Raw genomic sequence first — 19,944 nt, 5'->3', positions numbered from 1 at the left:
TTTGCCTCCTGCTGTCAGTTAAAAGGTTTCAGATCGACACGCGCCATCATCGCCGCCAGTTGGGTACGATCGGTGATGCCTACGTTGCTTTGGCTTACGGCCAGCGCGGCAACAGCCGTTGCCAGGCGTAAGGTGTGTTCGCTCGACTCGCGCATCAGCAAGCCGTAAATCAGTCCACCTACCATGGAATCACCGGCACCAACGGTACTGACGACTTCACAGGCTGGGGGTTTGGCGATCCATGCACCTGATGCATTGACCCACAAGGCACCTTCCGCACCGAGCGAGATGACGACATGAGCAATACCCTGATCACGAAGGGCATGTGCAGCCTCAACCACATCTTCAATTTTAGACAATGGGCGGCCCGCCCAGATTTCAAGTTCACGACGATTGGGTTTCACCAGCCAGGGTGATGCTTTCAGACCTGCGACCAATGCTTCACGGCTGCTGTCGAAAATAATACATGGGCACTGGCTGCGCAGACGGATCATCCAGTCAGTAAATGCTTGTGGATCAAGCCCTTCTGGCAGACTACCGCTCACAGCGACCATATCAAATTGCCCCAGCCAACTCAGTGAGTCCGTGACAAAACGATCCCAATCCTGAGTGCTGACGTCGAAGCCAGAGAAATTAAAGTCGGTCACTTCCCCGCCTTTCTCGGTCAGCTTAACGTTGATACGTGTGCGGCCTGGCACCACCTGAAAGCGGTTGGCGATTCCCAACTCGCTGAACAATTGCTGAAATCCATCCTGATTATCTTTACCCAGGAAACCACCGACGGTGACATCGATACCCAGATCTTTCAAAACCTTCGCGACGTTGATCCCTTTGCCTGCCGCGTGCAGGCCGGCAGTCTGAACCCGATTGACTTCACCGCGTTCAATGTCCGGGCAGAACCCAACCAGATCGTAAGCGGGGTTCAGTGTAATTGTAGCAACTCTGCGGCTCATGCTGCCCCCTCACCAAGACCTTGAAAAATAGCCTCACCAATCGATTTCAGCGCCAGTTCAGCATCGTCACCCGCCGCTGTAAAACGCAAGCGGTCGCCTTTCTTGACGCCCAACGCCACAACTTTCATCAGGCTTCGACCATTGGCTGGCTTACCGCTGCCATCAAGATTGGTCACGGTAATCTCACTCGAGAATTGCTTGATCACATTCACCAGAATCGTCCCCGGGCGCGCGTGCAGACCATGCTCATTGCGGACTACATATTCAGCACTCAAGCTCTGACTTTCTTCAACAACTTCACTGGTCAGCAGCGCAAGCACGCTGGCCGCATCGCCTTTCAGCAAGCGTTCGGCCTTGTGTGCCAGCAACAGATCGCTGAGATAATTCAGCACAGCAAGCGGTTGGTCGTCAGCGACAGATACCGTCAGCAGCAGTGCCACTTTCTCGCCGTCCTGCTCAAATACGTTAACCGGGCGCGAAACAGTGGCTGCACTATACAAATTGCCACCGGTGCTATCACTCAACCAGATACCCTGCCCCAGATTCAACGGCTTGCGGCTTACCGCATCGCTGACAAACGTGGTATCAACCGCACCAATTTGCTGCAAACGGCCCGCATTCAGCGCCTGCAAAGTGATTAGGCTATCTGACGCGACATCAAGGGCAATCAGTGACGTATCAAAGCGGAATTCGGCGGTTTTCTTTTCGCCCATCAGCAGACTGCGCAACTCTTCGGCAGAATCCGTTTTTGCCATTTGATCGGCTACACTGTCATCACTCAATACATGTGTCAGTTGGCGCAGCAACGTTAAATGCTCATCAGAACTGGCAGCAATACCGATTACGACATACGCTATTTGATCATCTCCCCAGGAAATTCCCTGGGGAAACTGGAATACCTGCACCCCAGTGTTCAGGACTAAATCACGTGTATCAGTGGTACCATGGGGGATGGCAATCCCGTTCCCCAGATAGGTTGAAGTTTGCAGTTCGCGCTGTAGCATACCGTCTACATAAGCGGCAGCGACGCAACCCGCCTGGGTCAGGGCCGCAGCGACCTGTTTGATGGCCTCCTGCTTACTGCTGGCAGTAGCGCCCAGATGGATATCTTGCTGTGACAACTGGAACATAATTCTCCTCTCTTGCTGAATTTGAATCGTTTCAGCTTCACTGGGAAAAAGGAGCGTTATCCAGTTAGTTCAGTCTAAAAGGATAACGCTGAAACGTTTCAATCAGTCTCTTGCTGGTACAAGATTTATGCAAGCATTCTCGCTTTTGACGTAACAGATCTTTGACGTCACGCACATTTTCGCCGTCAAGCTGAAACTTCATCAGCTTTAAACCTTAAAATGCTGACACTTTGCTGAAGGAGAATAAAATGGCAGTTGTTGTAGGTACGGGAGTTATCATTGTCAATTCTGAAGGGTTGATTCTTCTGGGAAAACGCTGTTCAACTCACGCTCCTTACTGGTCGATACCCGGCGGACATCTTGACCCTGGCGAATCTTTCGAAAAAGGTGCAATCCGCGAGATAGAAGAAGAGACCGGGTTGGTGATCAATGATCTGCAGGTTATTGGTATCAGCAATAATCTGGCGACGTGGCGGCAGGAAGGTAAACATACCGTATCGGTCTGCATGTTGGCCCAGCATCCCGGAGGGGAAGCCAAACTGATGGAGCCCGAAAAATGTGCAGAATGGCGCTGGTGTTCCCCGCAATCACTGCCAGAACCTCATTTTGAGGCCAGCCGCAATGCAATTCATCTGTGGCTGTCAAAACGCTTTTATTGACCTCCTGCGGGATGAATGTCGTCCCGCGAACTTTACCTTTCCTATTCCTGCGTGTTGAGCTGGCGACATTTTAGCCACCCGGGACCAAAATCCAATTTCGATCAAGCAAGCGGTAAAAACTTCTTATTAAAAGAAGCATTATCTTCTGCATTATCTATAATTCTGTTCACTTATTTCTGGTTTGTCTGAGACTTTTCTTAATCAAAGATGAGCAGCTAATGAGCCCCTTTTTGACAATGTCGCTCACAGAATATTCGAAATTAAAAAGCAGGTTTAAATGCGTAATAATCACACTGGTTTCACCCGTAAACGTCGGTGGGGATGGCTATGGATTTTGCTGATTGGCATTATCCTGGGAGCCGCTATTCTTGCCGCCACTGCCACCGTTTTGCATAAAACCAGCGATACCGCCTTTTGTGTTTCCTGCCACACGATGCAGCAACCTTTGGCCGAATATCAGGGCAGCGTCCATTTTCAAAACCATCTTGGGATTCGCGCTGAATGCGCGGATTGTCACGTACCTCATCAACCGGTCGATTATCTGTTAACCAAAATTATGGCGGTTAAGGATATTTACGGCGAAATGGTCGGAACAATAAGCACACCTGAAAAATTTGAAGCGCATAAATTAGAGATGGCGCAATCGGTCTGGAAGACGATGAAAGAGAATGACTCGGCGACCTGTCGCTCTTGCCACAGTTTTGATGCCATGGATATCACCGCTCAGCGCCCTGAAGCGCGGATTCAGCATCCGATCGCCATCAAGGAAGGTGAAACCTGTATCGATTGCCACAAAGGCGTGGCGCATATCTTACCCGATATGAGCAGCTCCACTAAAGCCGGTGCCGCAGAGTTGGCCAGCGCTGCCGCCGTTTCGCCAGCTACGGCAACCACCCTGTTTACTATCGCCACTGAACCGTTCTTCCTGACGCCTGATGCCACCCATAATTCAGGTAATCTTCTGCCTTCAACGCAGGTGAAAGTGGTTAATCAACAAGGAGATAAAGTCCAGGTCAGCGTTGAAGGGTGGCAACAGGATGGCGTTCCCGAAGTGTTCTATGCCGCACAGGGAAGACGTATTCTGAGCGCAATCGTCGGGGAAGATGCACGAAAATCACTTAAAACCCAGTCTACGTCCACCGATAGCGAAACCAATCTGGTCTGGCACCAGGTGTCGTTACAGGTCTGGCTGCCTCGGAAACAATTGGTCGACGATCAACAGAAAATTTGGCACTACGCCGAAGACATGATGAATGCCAACTGTACCGGTTGCCATGGTTTAACGGCCCTGGATCGCTTCAATGCCAATCAGTGGATTGGGGTGATCAAAGGGATGGCGCCACGTACATCGTTGGATCAGGAACAACTCCGCGTCCTGACCCAGTATGTACAAAAACATGCCAGCGATATGCCGAAAAACCCGGCATCCAACGATGCTCCGGCCCAGTTGTAAGGAATAGTCGACAATGAAAAATTCTTCTAAACAGGCGTTGGAACTCAGCCGACGTAGGTTTTTGCTTGGAACCGGGGCGGTGGGTGCCACAGCCCTGCTCAGTGGCCTGTGGAGCAAATCCGTGCTTGCACAGGCGATCAGTCAGGCACTGCCGCAATTCACAGTACTGCGACCCGCACAGAAAGGTATTCTCACCGGCGCACATTGGGGAGCTTTTGAGGCCATCGTTGAAAATGGCCGGATGATCGCGACCCAGCCGGTAAAAGATGATCCCTATCCCAATGAATTAATCGAAATGGCACCTTATCAGGTGCATGCTGATAACCGGGTGAAATACCCCATGGTTCGCAAGAGTTGGCTTGAGGGTGGTCCGGGTAGCCGCACTGAATTACGCGGACGTGACGAGTGGGTACGGGTAAGTTGGGATAAAGCCACAGAGTTGGTCGCCGGAGAAATCAGCCGGATTCAACGCGATCATGGGCCGCAGGCGATCCATGCGGGTTCTTACGGTTGGAAAAGCGTGGGTATGTTCCATAACTGCCGAACTCTGCTCCAGCGCATGATGAATCTGAGCGGCGGTTTTCTGGGGTATGCAGGCGATTATTCCACTGGCGCTGCGCAGGTAATCATGTCGCACGTGGTGGGTTCCATGGAGGTTTACGAACAGCAAACTGCCTGGCCAAATGTGGTCGAAAACAGCCAACTGGTGGTCTTGTGGGGTTGTAACCCGATGATCACCCTGAAGAACAGTTGGAATATGCCTGACCACTACGGCCAGACGGGTTTTGCCGCGCTGAAGGAAAAAGGAACCCGGGTTATCAGCATTGATCCACTGCATAACGACAGTGCTCAATTCCTCAATGCGGAATGGATCGCCCCCCGTCCGTACACTGACAGCGCCCTGCTACTGGGTGTCGCCCATACATTGCTGACAGAGAAATTGCATAATCCTGATTTCCTCAATACCTACACCGTTGGATTCGATAAATTTGCAGCCTATTTGCTGGGTAAAGAGGACAACCAACCCAAAACGGCGGAATGGGCTGCGGACATCAGCGGTGTAAGTGCAGATGAAATACGGACGCTGGCGCGTGATATGGCCAAACAGCGCACGATGATCATGTCGGGGTGGGGAATTCAACGCCAGCATCATGGCGAGCAACAACATTGGTTGCTGGTCACCGTTGCCGCGATGCTTGGTCAGATTGGGCAGCCCGGTGGCGGTTTTGGTTTCAGTTACCACTACTCGTCAGGCGGCAGTCCAACGGCAAAAGGCGGGATTCTGTCAGGGATTTCTGCCGGGAATGCGCCGAAAAACTCACCGACGCCCATCCCCGTGGCGCGTATCGCTGATTGCCTGGCAAATCCGGGTAAAACCATTGATTTCAATGGCAGCAAGATCACTTATCCTGACGTCAAAATGGTCTATGTTGCGGGTGGCAATCCGTTCCATCACCACCAGGACACCAATAATTTGGTGAAGGCCTGGCAGCGCCCTGAAACGATTGTCGTCAATGAGCCCTATTGGACCGCCACGGCCAAGCATGCTGATATTGTTCTGCCCGCCACCACCAGCTACGAACATAACGATCTGGAGATGGGCGGTGACTATTCGCAACTGTACGTCTTCCCAATGCATCAGTGCGTTCAGCCACAGCATGAGTCACGCAATGACTTCGATATTTTCGCCGCCATTTCTGAAAAACTGGGTGTCGCAGAGGCGTTTACTGAAGGCAAAGATGAAACCCAATGGCTGAAATCCATGTACGACGACATGCAAATTCAGGCGCGTGCTGCCAGGGTTGCATTGCCGTTGTTCGACATGTTCTGGAATTCCAATAACTACGTGCGCTTCCCGGTTCCGCAGGCCAATACGCAGTGGGTCCGCTTTGCAGATTTTCGCGAAAACCCGTTGCTTAATCCGTTGGGGACGCCGTCGGGCAAAATCGAAATCCACTCGGATGCCATTGCAAAAATGAAATATGCGGATTGCCAGGGCATCCCGACCTGGATGCCACCGCATGAATGGTATCGCGGGCCAGAAGCGGCGCAGTACCCGCTGTCATTGAATACAGCGCATCCAATCAACCGCCTGCACTCACAGCTTGATAATACCCCTTTGCGCAAGAAATATGCCGTGGCCGATCGTGAAGCCATCGCGATCAATACCGAGGACGCGCAAAAGCGTGGGATTACCGACGGTGATCTGGTTCGCGCCTTTAATAGTCGCGGTCAGATTCTGGTGGGTGCCATTGTCACCAACGACGTCAGGCCGGGCGTGGTCCGCGTCAGCGAGGGTGCGTGGTTCGATCCTGCCGATCCGTCCAAACCGGGCTCGATATGCAAAAACGGCAATATCAATTGCCTGACGTTTGATATTGGCTCCTCGAGTCTGGCGCAGGGTAATTGCGGGCACATGGCGCAGCTTGAGATTGAAAAATATCAGGGGCCAGTGCTTAAAAATACCGCGCATCAGGTGCCTGCTGGCGCCTGATTAAGTCTCTAAGATGCATGGGGCGATGATCGATATCGCCCCTTTTTACGCCTGCTAAACGCCCGAAAAAACGATTTACGCTCAGGTAAGATGAAACGTATTTTCGTTTTTTTTAAACAGGCTGTGCTTTTGTTTTTTTTAAACAAGAGTACTATATGCGCGCGAACTTCCCGCATTTTCTGTTCTATTTTAAGTGTACCCATGCCACTTACGACAGCTACCAGCCGGCGTTTGCCGGATATTACCTCGATCGCCTTTCTGGTGGTTGCTTTCATGTCCGGCATCGCCGGGGCGTTACAGACACCGACATTGAGTCTGTTTTTGTCTACCGAAGTCCAGGTCCGGCCATTTATGGTGGGTCTGTTCTATACCGGTAGCGCAGTCATCGGCATTCTTGTCAGCCAGACCCTTGCGAGCCGTTCGGATAAAACTGGCGATCGCAAGTCGTTGATTTTCTACTGTTGCATTCTGGGTGCGCTGGCTTGCGTGCTGTTTGCCTACAACCGCAACTATTTCATCCTGCTGTTCATTGGCGTATTTCTCTCGAGTTTTGGTTCTACGGCCAACCCGCAGATGTTTGCGCTCGCACGTGAGCATGCCGAAAAAACGGGTCGGGAAGCGGTGATGTTCAGTTCAATTTTGCGCGCTCAGGTTTCGCTCGCCTGGGTGGTAGGGCCGCCGCTGGCTTTCGCACTGGCACTGGGATTTGGTTTTACTTTCATGTACATAGCAGCGGCCATCGCCTTTGTGGTGTGCGGGGGGCTGGTCTGGTATTTCCTGCCATCCATGCCGAAAGCGCAGGTTAAAACCACAGCGACGTTGCAGGCTCCGCAGAAAAACCGGCGCGATACCCTGCTGTTGTTTGCCGCCTGTACCCTGATGTGGACATCCAACAGTATGTACCTGATCAATATGCCATTGTATCTGGTTCGCGAATTGATTTTGCCCGAGAAACTGGCTGGCGTTCTGATGGGTACGGCAGCCTGCCTGGAAATCCCCACCATGCTGATTGCTGGCTATTACGCCAAACGCTTCGGCAAGCGTCTGCTGATGCGTGTCGCTGTCGCCGCAGGGTTGCTGTTCTACTTCAGCTTGCTCTTCATTAGCGGCACCTGGCAATTGATAGCGTTGCAACTGTTGAACGCGGTTTTCATTGGTATCCTGGCAGGGATTGGCATGCTCTATTTTCAGGATCTGATGCCTGGACAAGCTGGCGCAGCCACGACGCTATTTACCAACTCAACCCGCGTCGGCTGGATTATCGCCGGTTCTATCGCTGGTGTTGTTGCTGAAATCTGGAGTTACCACGCCGTATTCTATACCGCCACGCTGATGGTCGTCGGTGCCGTCGTCTGCTTGTGGCGCATCAACGACACCGAACCACCCCAAATCCCCATAGCCGAGAACAGCGGCGATATCCCAACGATGTGATTCCAAGGTGTAGCAGGATTGAGATACGTGGGCGACGCGCAGTAGCCCTTAACTCCCAAAGCCCAAGGGCGTAGCGAGCTAGACGAGTTCATCTACGGCCAGCGCGGAGCAACCGGAGTGGACATAAAGTCCATGAGGATTGCGAGCACTGCCCGAAGATGAAATGGCGACGCGCAGTAGCCCCTTAACTCCCAAAGCCTAAGGGCGTAGCGAGCTAAGCCAATGCGGGTGGGTACAGCGCGCAGTAACCGGAGTGGACACAAAGTCCATGAGGATTACGAGCACTGCACAATCCCGCAGTGGCGACGCGCAGTAGCCCTGTTCAAGGGGAAGTGTCTTTTTCTAGCTGGACTAGATACTCCAGCGCCTGATCCCGGTGAGTAAAACACATTTCACGTTGCGCTTGCAGGCTGGCGCAAACCTTGGGTCGCAGCGGTGAGAAAAAGATTTTGCAGCGCATGGCGTCATCTAATTGCACACAGCGGGTATTGGCGGGTTTGCCGTTGGGCATTCCGGGGATGGGACTGGATATTGAGGGTGCGATGCAGCAGGCACCGCAGTCTGTACGACAGTCCATCAGCAGCGCTCCGGTGGGCTGGCAGAATTATTGCGAGACAATAGCAGTCTGGCGAATTATCCACCAGCGTTAAATGTCGTTTGGGCGGCTTATCCGCAACGCAATATCCTGTTCCTGATTTTTCGCTCAATGAATGCCGTTTTACCTCACACTAGAACCAATCTATTGCGCAAAATATCGTCAAAAAATCCGACTGAATTCGATTACCAAGAATTATTAGCTGTTTACAGCACTTCATTCATTATGTACCATTAAGCTAGTACATTAGCCGTCATGGCTATTTTCTTTTTTGGAGCCAGCATGTCGATTGAAACAGCCTTAACCCCGCCCCGCCCCTCTGTACTCGGTGGTGCAATGATTATTTCGGGTACCGCGGTGGGCGCAGGGATGTTTTCGATTCCTGTGGTGACGTCGGGTGTCTGGTTCAGTGGTTCGGTCATTTTGCTGGTTTATACCTGGTTTTGTATGCTGATTTCCGGGTTGATGATTCTTGAGACCAACCTGCATTATCCAACTGGTGCCAGCTTCCATACGATGGTGAAGGATCTGCTCGGCAAAACCTGGAGTTCAGTAAATGGATTATCGATTACCTTCGTTCTTTATATTCTGACTTACGCTTACATCTCGGCGGGCGGTTCGATTATTACCCATACGCTTGGGGCCAGCACCGGCCTTGGGCAGACCGGTTCGGGGCTGATTTTCACCTTGATCGTCGCATTCATCGTCTGGCTCTCGACGCGGGCGGTCGATCGTTTGAGCACCATTCTCATTGGCGGTATGGTTATCACTTTTGTCATGTCAGTGGGAAATATGTTTACCCACGTACAGTCCGATATTCTCTTTAACCGGCAGCAGCCCGGCAGCCACTATTTGCCCTACGCGCTGGCTGCACTGCCTTATCTGCTGACGTCCTTTGGTTTTCACGGCAACGTTCCGGGACTGGTGAAGTACTACCAAAAGGATGGGAAATCCGTGGCGCGCAGCCTGCTGTATGGAACGCTGATCGCGCTGGTGATTTATCTGTTCTGGCAGTATGTTATTCAGGGCAATATCAGCCGTGACGCTTTCAAACAGGTGATTGCCGAAGGTGGCAATATTGGCAGTCTGTTGCAACAAATGAACGGTATCAGTACCAGTCCGGCGGTAACACAATTGCTCAGTGCTTTTTCTTATATGGCACTGGCCAGCTCCTTCCTCGGGGTCTCGCTGGGACTGTTCGATTTTATCGCTGATTTTTTCAAATTCAGTGATGATGCCAACGGCAGAACACGTGCAGCATTGATCACTTTTGTACCGCCGACGTTGTGTGCCCTTTTGTTTCCAGATGGCTTTCTGTATGCGATTGGCTTCGCAGGTTTGGCGGCGACCATTTGGGCGGTTATCGTTCCCGCATTGATGGTGCGCGCCAGTCGCAAACGCTTCGCCTCCACCAGTTATCGGGTGTTCGGTGGCAAACCCATGATCCTGTTCATCATTGCATTTGGGCTGATAAGCGCCATGGCACACGGACTGACTTTACTCAATCTGCTGCCTGTTTATCGCTGAATTAGCAAACCCGCGATTTACCCTCTGATGCCTCCGTCAAAAGGAGGCATTTTGCTCACTCTTTTTACGCTATCTGCTTGCCTGAAACACACGGCGCGAGTAACTTGTCGCAACTTATTTGAAATCCTCGCAACAGGTTATTTTTATGGCAAGAGCTAACGAGATTAAACGCGGCGTTGTTGTTAACTACAACGGCAAACTGCTGCTGGTAAAAGACATTGATATTCAAAGTCCTAGCGCACGCGGTGCCAGCACCCTGTATAAAATGCGCTTTGCTGATGTGCGAACCGGTCTGAAAGTTGAAGAGCGCTTTAAAGGCGATGATATCCTTGATACCGTCACCCTGACCCGCCGTGGTATCGATTTCTCCTATATCGACGGGGACGAATACGTCTTTACCGATAATGAAGACTACACGCCGTATATCTTCAAGAAAGAGATGATCGAAGAGGAACTGCTGTTCATTCCAGAAGGCGGTATGCCGGGTATGCAGGTCTTGACCCTCGACGACCAGATTCTGTCGTTGGAATTACCGCAAACTGTTGAGCTGGAGATCGTGGAGACAGCGCCAGGCATTAAAGGTGCGTCTGCGAGTGCACGCAACAAACCTGCAACCATGAGCACCGGTCTGGTGATTCAGGTGCCAGAATATCTGAGCGCGGGTGAGAAGATCCTCATCCATATCGAAGAACGCCGCTATATGGGCCGTGCTGAAAAATAATCAGCAGGAAGAATGCAATCAGGGCGAGGATCCCTCGCCCTGATATTTCTGTACAGCAATAACGCGTTGGCTTACTTCATTTCTGGGAACAGGGTTCGTTTCAGAGCCAGTTCAACCCCGCGAACTTCCGCCAATCCTTTCAGTCGACCAATGGCAGAATAACCTGGATTGGTTTTCTTCTTCAGGTCATCCAACATCTGATGCCCATGATCGGGACGCATCGGAATACTGCGCATATTCCCCGCCCGCTGGCGACGCTGCTCTTCCGTCAGAATCGCTTTCACAACCGACACCATGTCCACATCACCCTGCAAATGCGCCCCTTCATGGAACGTTTTGGGGTTTTCTTCGCGGCATGTCGCTCGCAAATGGGTGAAGTGAATGCGATCGGCAAAAGTCTCAATCATTTTGACCAAATCGTTATCAGCCCGCACACCGTATGAACCGGTACACATCGTAAAACCGTTGGTGATACTGTCTACCGCCTCTTTCAACCACTGCATATCTTCGATAGTTGAAACAATACGCGGCAGGCCGAGAATGGGACGCGGTGGATCATCAGGATGTACCGCCAGTTTAATACCGGAAGCTTCTGCCACAGGCACTATCGCGCGCAGGAAATAAGCCATATTTTCACGCAGGCCGGCTTTATCGATACCATCATATTCGGCCAGTCGAGCGCGGAACTGGTCAAGCGTATAGCCCTCTTCGGCACCTGGCAGTCCGGCAATAATATTCCCGGTCAGTTTGGCGATCCCGGCTTCGCTCATCGCATTGAAGTAATCACGCGCCTGCGCTTGTTCCTGTTCGCTGTAATCTTTTTCAGCTCCTGGACGCTGCAAAATATGCAGCTCAAAGGCCGCAAAGGCAATCTGATCAAAACGCAGCGCTTTTGACCCATCCGCCAATTCATATTCCAGATCGGTACGGGTCCAGTCGAGAACGGGCATGAAGTTGTAGCACACGGTATCAATCCCGCAGCGACCAAGATTACGCAGTGACTGCTGATAATTGGCAATGTGCTGGTCATAATTTCCGCTGTGCGTTTTTATCTCTTCATGCACCGGAATACTTTCAACAACTGACCACACCAGATTTTTTGCCGCCAATTGCGCTTTGCGTTTTTCGATTTCGTCGATGGTCCACACTTCACCATTCGCAATGTGGTGCAATGCGGTCACGACACCTGTCGCGCCAGCCTGGCGAATATCATCTAATGAGACCGGATCGTTCGGCCCATACCAACGCCACGTTTGTTCCATGATTGCCCCTTAATCATTCTCAAAATTACGTAATTACTGTCAATCAGCCCAAGCCCCCGGATATCTTGTTATACCACCTTGCAGAGGCTGTCATTCAGCTCTAACCTTACCCGAACCGTCAACGCTGTCAAAATAGAAACTTCGATTGGTTGATCCACCTCACGATTATCAGCAAATTTTGGACTAACCAATTCTCTTTATACCTGACTGGCACTAGACTGCGTCACAGGCTTTTACAATGCTGATAGCGCGTATACAAGGCTAGTTCAGCAGAACGGACGGCGCGAAAAGTGGTCTGATAACTTTTCCCCATTGGCAAATATGCCCCTTTTTCACCCGAAAACCTGGTTTATTTTTTCGGGCCCAACACTGTCAGGAGCTACGCATGAAAACAATCGCCACCCAGGCACTCCCCGAGCGAATCAAGCTTCCCCGTTACGATCGTCAACAGTTGCAGAGCCGTATTGTCCACCTGGGTTTCGGTGCTTTCCACCGCGCGCATCAGGCCCTGCTGACCGATCGCGTTTTGAATCAACAAGGTGGTGACTGGGGAATTTGTGAGATCAGCCTGTTTGGTGGCGACCTGTTAATCCAGCAACTGCGTCAGCAGGATCATCTGTTCAGCGTGCTGGAGAAAGGTGCGGAAGGAAATCAGGCGATTGTCGTTGGCGCAGTGCATGAATCCCTGCATGGCCGGCTTGAAGGTGTTATGGCTGTTATTGAGAAATTGGCCGAACCGCAAGTTGCCATTGTCTCCCTGACGATTACCGAAAAAGGTTATTGCATTGAACCCGGCAGTGGGAAACTGGATCTCAAACATCCGATGATCATCGACGATCTGGCGATCCCCAGCGCGCCGACTTCTGCGCCAGGTATTTTGGTCGAAGCGCTGAGACTGCGCCGGGAACGTCAGTTGCCCCCCTTTACCGTGCTTTCCTGCGATAACATTCCCGAAAATGGTCATGTGGTTAAAAATGCCGTTTTGGGACTGGCCCGCGCCCGGGGTAATGATTTAGCGAACTGGATAGAACAGAATGTGACGTTCCCGAGTACCATGGTTGATCGCATCGTGCCTGCCGCCACGCCGGAAACGTTGGGTGAAATAGCCAAAGAACTGGGCGTCGAGGATCCTTGCGGTATCGCCTGCGAACCATTTATCCAGTGGGTGGTGGAAGACAACTTTGTCGCGGGACGTCCTGAATGGGAAATCGCTGGGGCGCAGTTGGTTGCGGATGTTTTACCCTTCGAACAAATGAAATTGCGTATGTTGAACGGCAGCCATTCATTTCTGGCATATTTGGGTTATTTGGCCGGTTATCAACACATCAATGACTGCATGACCGATGAAAACTACCGGCAGGCGGCTTATCGCCTGATGCTGGAAGAACAGGCGCCAACGTTGAGCGTGACCGGTGTCGATCTCACCGATTACGCCAACCGCTTGATCGAACGGTACACGAATCCGGCACTCAAGCACCGCACGTGGCAAATTGCGATGGACGGCAGCCAGAAATTACCGCAGCGGATGCTGGAATCCCTACGCTGGCACCTTGAGCATGAGGGTAACATCCAATTTCTGGCGCTGGGTGTCGCGGGCTGGATGCGTTATGTCAGTGGAATCGACGACAGTGGCAATACTATCGACATCAAGGATCCAATGGCAAAAACACTGGCTGAAATCGTCAGTGCGTCCGCTGATGATGAAACTCGGGTGATCGCGCTACTTGGCATAACAGCGATTTTCGGTGAGACATTGCCACAAGAGCAAGGTTTCGTCAGCGCAGTGACGCAAGCCTATCTCAGCCTGCGTGACCACGGCGCGAAAGAGAGCGTCAGGCTCTCGTTAAGTTAACAGCATTCGTCAAGCCGCACATCGTGCGGCTTTTTACTCATCCAACACAGTCGGAACTGACTCAAACAGAAAGCCGTCAAACGCCGGATCATCAGCGTCAGAAATCGCCAGTAGCTTGCTTTTTACATTTTCAAGGTGCTGCCACATCGCCTGTTTGGCCGCTTTGGCATCCCGCCGCAATACCGCCTGTAAAATTCGTTGATGGTCTTCCAACCACTGCCAACGATAGCTGTAATCCTTGGCATGCAGGTGTACAGCTTCCCACATCGGGCTCTGCTTTCTTGCCTGCCAGGCCTCCGACACCATACTCGCCAACACGCTGTTTTGTGTCGATTGCGCCAACAGACAGTGGAACTGTTCATCACCACTGTCGTCATAAATACCCTGCTCCAGCGCATTCCGCTCCTGATCTATCGCCTGACGCATCTTGACGATGTCGGCTTTGGTAGCCTGCGTTGCGGCAAAAGCCGCCACTTCGCTCTCAAGCAACTGGCGCGCCTGCAATAATTCAAATGGGCCAAAACCGCTGTCATAAGGCGTCGCACTACCGTCCGAAGGCAACTCCGTCGGGCAATTGATGACATACACGCCAGACCCTTTGCGTACTTCCACCAGCTTTTCAAGTTCCAGCATAATCAGCGCTTCCCTGACCACGCTGCGGCTAACGCCAAATTGTTCGGCAATATCGCGCTCAGGGGGTAAACGTTCGCCCAACTGATGTTTACCTGCATAGATGGCATCGCGCAACTGGCCACCAACCTCCTGATATAAACGCATAACGTCTTATTCCCCGCAAACAGCCAAATATCATTGTTACCCGCTTGGTCATATTGGCCTGACAGATTTATCGGCACAACACGTCAAAAGGCGACACTTTTACCGAAGTATATCATGGGGCATCATTCAGGCTACCTGCTTACGAAAAATCGATCGAGCCAGAGGTGAATTGGCTCAACCAGTTGTAAACTTGTAGCGGACTGTACCCTTTCGTTTCATTGGTTTTCACATAGTGAGCCAACGAGGGATTCAGTGCTGTACGGCGGTTATTACTGCGATTGATAGATGGATTTTGTAGAAGGAAACGTGCATCTTAGCGCGCTGAATAGGGGTGAATCCTGCGGATTGTCCTGATATCACGCCACACGATAAGGAATGCGACCATGACCTTTGTTAATCTCATTACCGGTTTTCTCGGCAGTGGAAAAACCACCACGCTACAGCATTTATTGGCACAAAAACCCGCTGGCGAAAACTGGGCCATTCTGGTCAATGAGTTTGGGGAAGTCGGGATAGACGGTGCATTATTGGCAAATCAGGGCGCGGTACTGAAAGAGATCCCCGGTGGATGCATGTGTTGCGTCAATGGCCTGCCGATGCAGATCGGTCTGAATATGCTGCTGCGACAAGCGAAACCTGACCGGTTGCTGATTGAACCTACCGGTTTGGGACATCCGAAACAGATCCTTTCATTATTAACCTCTGAAACCTATTTGCCGTGGCTTACACTTCAGGCAACGTTATGTCTGCTGGATGCCCGACAACTTGCAGAATCTCGCTATACTGAGAATGAAAATTTCCGCGACCAATTGGCGGCTGCGGATATTATTGTCGCGAATAAAAAGGACACCTATTCCGCCGACGACAATGCCCGACTGGTGAAATGGCAGCAAGAAAATGGCGGGCAGCGCCCGCTCATTGTGACGCAACAGGGTGAAATTGATCTCAGCGTATTGCAGAGTCCGCGTTTGAACGACCGTGAATTGCCCCCGGGTGAGCATCATCATCCGTCCAAGGTCTCTGGCCTGGCGGCGTTGAAATTGCCAGGTGACCAACGCTGGCGTCGTTCGCTGAACCAGGGGCAGGGTTATACCAGTTGTGGCTGGATTTTTGACGCCGATACGATTTTTGATACCGCCGGACTGCTGGATTGGGTGCGGTTGGCCCCGGTCGGACGGGTAAAGGGCGTAATGCGAATCAAGGAGGGTAGCGTGATGGTTAATCGCCAGGGTTACGATCTGCGGATTGAAACTCAGCCGGTCGCTCCCGCAGACAGTCGTATTGAGTTGATCAATGAAGGCGAAGCGCCGTGGAATACGCTGCAAACTGCCTTGTTGAAGATTCGTTTAAGTTAGCTGGCCTACGCTAGCGGGCATCGTTCATTAATAATTATGCTCTTGATAATTGTATTCACTGTTACAGGTTAAAGAATAAATGTGGCGCCGTAATCTCCCTGCAATCCTGCTTCTCAATGCTGCGGGAATTGCCCTTTTTTTATCGTGGTATCTGCCTGCCAACCACGGCTTCTGGTTTGGTATCGATTCCTCTATCTTTTTCTATTTCAACCAGCATCTGGTCACCAGTCCGACATTCCTCTGGCTGGTGGCGATTACCAACAACCGGGCGTTTGATGGTTTATCATTGATTGCCATGGGATTGTTGTACCTCTATTTCTACCGGAAACAGGACAGTGCCGGTCGTCGCCGTCTGCTGGTGACCGGTGTCGTCATGTTACTGACGGCGGTGGTACTGAATCAGGCCGGGCATCTGCTGCCGGTCAAGCACTCAAGTCCCACCCTGACCTTTGAAAATATTCATCGCGTCAGTGAATTGACGGGCTTCCCGACCAAGGATGCCTCTAAAGATAGTTTCCCTGGTGACCATGGCATGATGTTGATCATTTTTGCCTGCTTCATATTGCGCTATTTTGGCAAAGGTGCGTTTGCCGTTGCGCTGGCCATCGTGGTGATTTTCTCATTACCGCGGATCATGATCGGTGCCCACTGGTTCACTGACGTTGCCGTTGGATCGCTGTCAGTCGTGCTGGTCGGTATCAGTTGGTGGTTGTTGACCCCAGCGTGCGATAAATTAATCGATTGGATTAATGCGAGATTGCCCGCCAAACGTCATTAACCTCTTCCCGGATCATTCAAGCTGTTGTCGCCAGGTGATGAGTTGTCTGCACCCGCAGCTTGAGTATAAAGGGAATATGAAAATGTTATGTTTAAACGGAAATTGATTCCCCCCGCTTTTGGCTTTAGTCCCTCCCAAAGCGTGCTTTAGGACGAGATCGTATGCCCGTAGAGCCTGTTGAGACGCAGTTTTAAGCCAAATTTGTGCAAAAGATATTCTTTCTTTTTATTATGAATTTTTACATAAGGTTACATCACACTTTCTCATAAAATAGAGAATAAAACCTCTCGCATTCGAAAGGTTGTTAAGGTAACCTCGGATTGGCTTGCATGGAAATTCCGCGTATTCAATCAATTTATGCGAAAAAATGTGCGTTCATACGCATTTCTTTGCAGTAAGAATTGCGCATTACCCCTGCAAACTTTAGGCTTGTTTCGTTTGGCATTTTATGATGGCAATTATGATAGCGATTTTTATCGTTAAGGACTTCAAGGGATAACAATCACAATGGTCAAGTCTCAACCGTTTCTGAGATATATTCTGCGGGTTCTCCCCGCGGTCGCGGCAGCAGTTATGCTCTCCGCGTGCAGCTCCACCGGTACGTTGAATCACCAAAATGCACAAACTGAGACGCATGCAGTAAATGACAAAAATGGTCTTCTACTGCAAGCTTCTCAGGATGAATTCGAAGCAATGGTTCGGAATGTTGATATAAAATCAAAGATTCTTGAACAATATGCGGATTGGAAAGGTGTTCGTTATCGCTTAGGCGGTAGCACCAAGCGTGGAATCGATTGTTCCGCCTTTGTACAGACCACTTTCCGTGAACAGTTTGGTCTTGATTTACCACGCTCGACGTCTGAGCAACAAGACATTGGCAAGGGTATCCAGCGCACAAAACTGCGTCCTGGTGACTTGGTGTTGTTCCGGGCTGGTTCAACTGGCCGTCACGTTGGTATCTATTTGGGTAATGATCAGTTTGTTCATGCCTCCACCAGCAACGGTGTGATGATTTCCAACCTGAATGAAGATTACTGGAACAAGCGTTATCGCGAAGCGCGTCGTGTGCTGAGATTTGGAGAGCACAGCTAGCAGAGCCTAACCCTGAAGTCCCATGCCGAACGAATAAAAGAGCGCCATCTTCTGATGGTGCTCTTTTATTTGTCCGCTAAGTCTTATTGATCCGCCAGGTATGTCCCCCGATGCCACCTTAAGGGCATATTTTGGATAACCTCCAAATATACATAATCTATTTTTACACCCTACGTTATACTCACAGCATTAACAATAATGCGCTAAGGATATGACTTTATGGGGCTTAAAACAGCACTTACCCATACCGTTTTACCAAAACGCCGTTATTTATTGCGCAGTTTGCTCATCTCCCTACTGGTATTTTTTCTCTTTACGTTAACGACTCTGTTCATTGTTCATCACAGAAATGAAATCCAGCAGCGTAATCTTGCAGAGCATACCGTCAAGTTCACTCTTACATTTATGAATGAGTTAACCACGGTCATGACAAAAGTCAGTGCTTTACAGCCGTTGCCTTGCAGTCAGGCTCAGGCTGCACTCAACCATCATTCTACTTTTACCAGCGGCGTAAGAACCTTGGTGCTGGTAAAAAATGGTATCGCCTATTGCTCATCGGCAACCGGAGAAATGAGTAAATCTGTGGATACCCTCTATCCGGGTCTTAATCTGGCACGCCCAATCGATATGATTTTGCAGCAAGGTACGCTGATGGTACCTGATAGACCGGCCATTGGTGTCTGGTTGAGTTCACCCGGTAAATCTGATACCGGCGTGTTGGCTACGCTGGATATCAACCTGACCCCCTACCTGCTCTTTTCACTGCAAAACAATAACTCGCTTGGTTTGGCGATTGTGGTGGGCGATCGCGCCATGACCACGTTTCATTTCGGTATCATTAGTCAGGCTGACTTACCGAAGCGCCATGCACAGGAAATTCCGATACCCGGTTTTCCATTGAAACTGATGCTTTACAGCAGCACACTCAGTCCGGAAAATATCCGGCTCACGCTATTGATTGGCCTGCTCGTCGCGCTGGCAACCTGTGCCCTTTCCTATTACATCATGCTTTTTCGCCATGGCGTCGATCGCGAATTGCTGTATGCCATGAAAACCCGCCAGTTTCACGTTGTTTACCAACCGGTTGTTCATTCTGCCAATAAAAAAGTGGCGGGTGTTGAAGCCCTGTTGCGCTGGAATCATCCGGTTGAAGGGGCAATCCCGCCAGACGTATTTATTAATTATGCTGAAACGCAGGGACTGATTATTCCACTGACCCAGCATCTCTTTGCGTTACTGATTGAAGATGCGGGAAAACTGATGTCCATTCTGCCAGCGAAAAGTAAACTTGCTGTGAATATCTCCCCCTGGCATATGACCGATCCCGATTTCAAAAAGGATGTCCTGGGGTTGATCGCTGAACTGCCAGCGCACCATTTCAATCTGGTGTTTGAAATTACCGAACGCGGCATGGTTGATGAAGAGATCGCCCAGGAGATGTTTAGCTGGCTGCGGCAACAAGGTGTAGAAATTGCGGTTGATGATTTTGGTACTGGGCACAGTGCGCTGATCTACCTTGAGCGTTTCACCTTTGACTATTTGAAAATCGATCGCGGGTTCGTGATGACCATTGGTAAAAACACGGTCACGACACCGGTTTTGGACACAATTCTGACGCTGACTCGTCAGCTAAAACTCAATACGGTCGCGGAAGGAGTCGAAACGACACAGCAGGCCAACTATCTGGTCGATCACGGCGTAGGTTACTTGCAGGGTTATCTCTACAGCAAACCGTTGGACGTTACCGCACTGGCACAATTTATGCTTGGTTATCCTCACCAATAGTCTGGACAGAACACTATTGGTAAAGGTAAAAAGGTAATGGGTAATTGCCTAAGATTGCCCACGCTAATTGTTCGGCGACT

General features: G+C 50.8%; 17 protein-coding genes. 12 read left to right on the top strand and 5 right to left on the bottom strand.

Translation table 11 applies throughout. The features are described from left to right. Positions 1-14: 14 nt before the first annotated feature. Positions 15-953 (bottom strand): 1-phosphofructokinase, encoded by a 939-nt coding sequence (gene fruK / locus DRI82_RS02510; protein WP_114191908.1) that lies wholly within the window; start codon positions 951-953, stop codon positions 15-17. Next, entirely contained in the window at positions 950-2,083 is a 1,134-nt protein-coding gene (gene fruB, locus DRI82_RS02505) for a fused PTS fructose transporter subunit IIA/HPr protein (protein ID WP_114191907.1), read from the bottom strand. The genes fruK and fruB overlap by 4 nt, the downstream gene beginning before the upstream one ends. Positions 2,084-2,331: 248 nt before the next feature. Between fruB and DRI82_RS02500 the strand changes: the two genes are divergently transcribed. The 4 genes from DRI82_RS02500 to DRI82_RS02485 all read left to right on the top strand — a co-directional run bounded on the left by DRI82_RS02500 (position 2,332) and on the right by DRI82_RS02485 (position 8,120). Continuing rightward, a complete protein-coding gene (locus DRI82_RS02500) occupies positions 2,332-2,742 on the top strand; it encodes a nucleotide triphosphate diphosphatase NUDT15 (protein WP_114191906.1) in 411 nt (136 codons plus the stop codon). A 277-nt stretch (positions 2,743-3,019) separates the two neighbouring features. Next, complete coding sequence (locus DRI82_RS02495) at positions 3,020-4,195, top strand: NapC/NirT family cytochrome c (RefSeq protein ID WP_114191905.1); 1,176 nt, start codon at positions 3,020-3,022, stop codon at positions 4,193-4,195. Between the two features lie 13 nt (positions 4,196-4,208). Continuing rightward, complete coding sequence (gene torA / locus DRI82_RS02490) at positions 4,209-6,689, top strand: trimethylamine-N-oxide reductase TorA (RefSeq protein ID WP_114191904.1); 2,481 nt, start codon at positions 4,209-4,211, stop codon at positions 6,687-6,689. Positions 6,690-6,890: 201 nt separating this feature from the next. Then, positions 6,891-8,120 (top strand): sugar efflux transporter, encoded by a 1,230-nt coding sequence (locus DRI82_RS02485; protein WP_114191903.1) that lies wholly within the window; start codon positions 6,891-6,893, stop codon positions 8,118-8,120. A 322-nt stretch (positions 8,121-8,442) separates the two neighbouring features. On the opposite strand, the gene DRI82_RS02480 is transcribed toward DRI82_RS02485, so the two are convergent. Beyond that, the gene (locus tag DRI82_RS02480; RefSeq protein ID WP_245956756.1) at positions 8,443-8,640 is read right to left on the bottom strand and encodes a proteinase inhibitor; all 198 of its coding nucleotides are present in this window, start codon (positions 8,638-8,640) and stop codon (positions 8,443-8,445) included. Between DRI82_RS02480 and DRI82_RS24190 the strand changes: the two genes are divergently transcribed. From DRI82_RS24190 to yeiP, 3 genes are all read left to right on the top strand, one after another. Then, positions 8,579-8,770, top strand: coding sequence for a hypothetical protein (locus DRI82_RS24190; RefSeq protein WP_245956758.1), 192 nt, complete (start codon positions 8,579-8,581; stop codon positions 8,768-8,770). The two genes, DRI82_RS02480 and DRI82_RS24190, sit on opposite strands and share 62 nt — an antisense overlap. Before the next feature lie 227 nt (positions 8,771-8,997). Beyond that, positions 8,998-10,242: a tryptophan permease gene (mtr, locus tag DRI82_RS02475; RefSeq protein WP_114191901.1), complete on the top strand. Its 1,245-nt coding sequence runs from the start codon at positions 8,998-9,000 to the stop codon at positions 10,240-10,242. Between the two features lie 145 nt (positions 10,243-10,387). After that, positions 10,388-10,963: an elongation factor P-like protein YeiP gene (gene yeiP, locus DRI82_RS02470; protein WP_114191900.1), complete on the top strand. Its 576-nt coding sequence runs from the start codon at positions 10,388-10,390 to the stop codon at positions 10,961-10,963. Positions 10,964-11,034: 71 nt separating this feature from the next. On the opposite strand, the gene uxuA is transcribed toward yeiP, so the two are convergent. Continuing rightward, the gene (uxuA, locus tag DRI82_RS02465) at positions 11,035-12,225 is read right to left on the bottom strand and encodes a mannonate dehydratase (protein WP_114191899.1); all 1,191 of its coding nucleotides are present in this window, start codon (positions 12,223-12,225) and stop codon (positions 11,035-11,037) included. 385 nt (positions 12,226-12,610) lie between these two features. Between uxuA and DRI82_RS02460 the strand changes: the two genes are divergently transcribed. After that, positions 12,611-14,077: a mannitol dehydrogenase family protein gene (locus tag DRI82_RS02460; RefSeq protein ID WP_114191898.1), complete on the top strand. Its 1,467-nt coding sequence runs from the start codon at positions 12,611-12,613 to the stop codon at positions 14,075-14,077. Between the two features lie 33 nt (positions 14,078-14,110). Here DRI82_RS02460 and DRI82_RS02455 read toward each other — a convergent pair whose 3' ends face one another. Further along, the gene (locus DRI82_RS02455; protein WP_114191897.1) at positions 14,111-14,854 is read right to left on the bottom strand and encodes an FCD domain-containing protein; all 744 of its coding nucleotides are present in this window, start codon (positions 14,852-14,854) and stop codon (positions 14,111-14,113) included. Between the two features lie 383 nt (positions 14,855-15,237). Between DRI82_RS02455 and DRI82_RS02450 the strand changes: the two genes are divergently transcribed. The 4 genes from DRI82_RS02450 to DRI82_RS02435 all read left to right on the top strand — a co-directional run bounded on the left by DRI82_RS02450 (position 15,238) and on the right by DRI82_RS02435 (position 19,864). Then, entirely contained in the window at positions 15,238-16,209 is a 972-nt protein-coding gene (locus DRI82_RS02450; protein ID WP_114191896.1) for a CobW family GTP-binding protein, read from the top strand. Positions 16,210-16,288: 79 nt separating this feature from the next. Next, positions 16,289-16,987 (top strand): phosphatase PAP2 family protein, encoded by a 699-nt coding sequence (locus DRI82_RS02445; RefSeq protein WP_114191895.1) that lies wholly within the window; start codon positions 16,289-16,291, stop codon positions 16,985-16,987. A 507-nt stretch (positions 16,988-17,494) separates the two neighbouring features. Beyond that, positions 17,495-18,079 (top strand): bifunctional murein DD-endopeptidase/murein LD-carboxypeptidase, encoded by a 585-nt coding sequence (gene mepS, locus DRI82_RS02440; protein ID WP_114191894.1) that lies wholly within the window; start codon positions 17,495-17,497, stop codon positions 18,077-18,079. 219 nt (positions 18,080-18,298) lie between these two features. Continuing rightward, positions 18,299-19,864, top strand: coding sequence for a cyclic di-GMP phosphodiesterase (locus DRI82_RS02435; RefSeq protein ID WP_114191893.1), 1,566 nt, complete (start codon positions 18,299-18,301; stop codon positions 19,862-19,864). The last annotated feature ends 80 nt before the right edge of the window (positions 19,865-19,944 follow it).

This window comes from Edaphovirga cremea (assembly GCF_003332275.1).
Taxonomy (GTDB): domain Bacteria; phylum Pseudomonadota; class Gammaproteobacteria; order Enterobacterales; family Enterobacteriaceae; genus Edaphovirga; species Edaphovirga cremea.
Note: the sequence above shows the minus strand (reverse complement) of the source record. Positions and strands in the feature narration are given on the sequence as shown.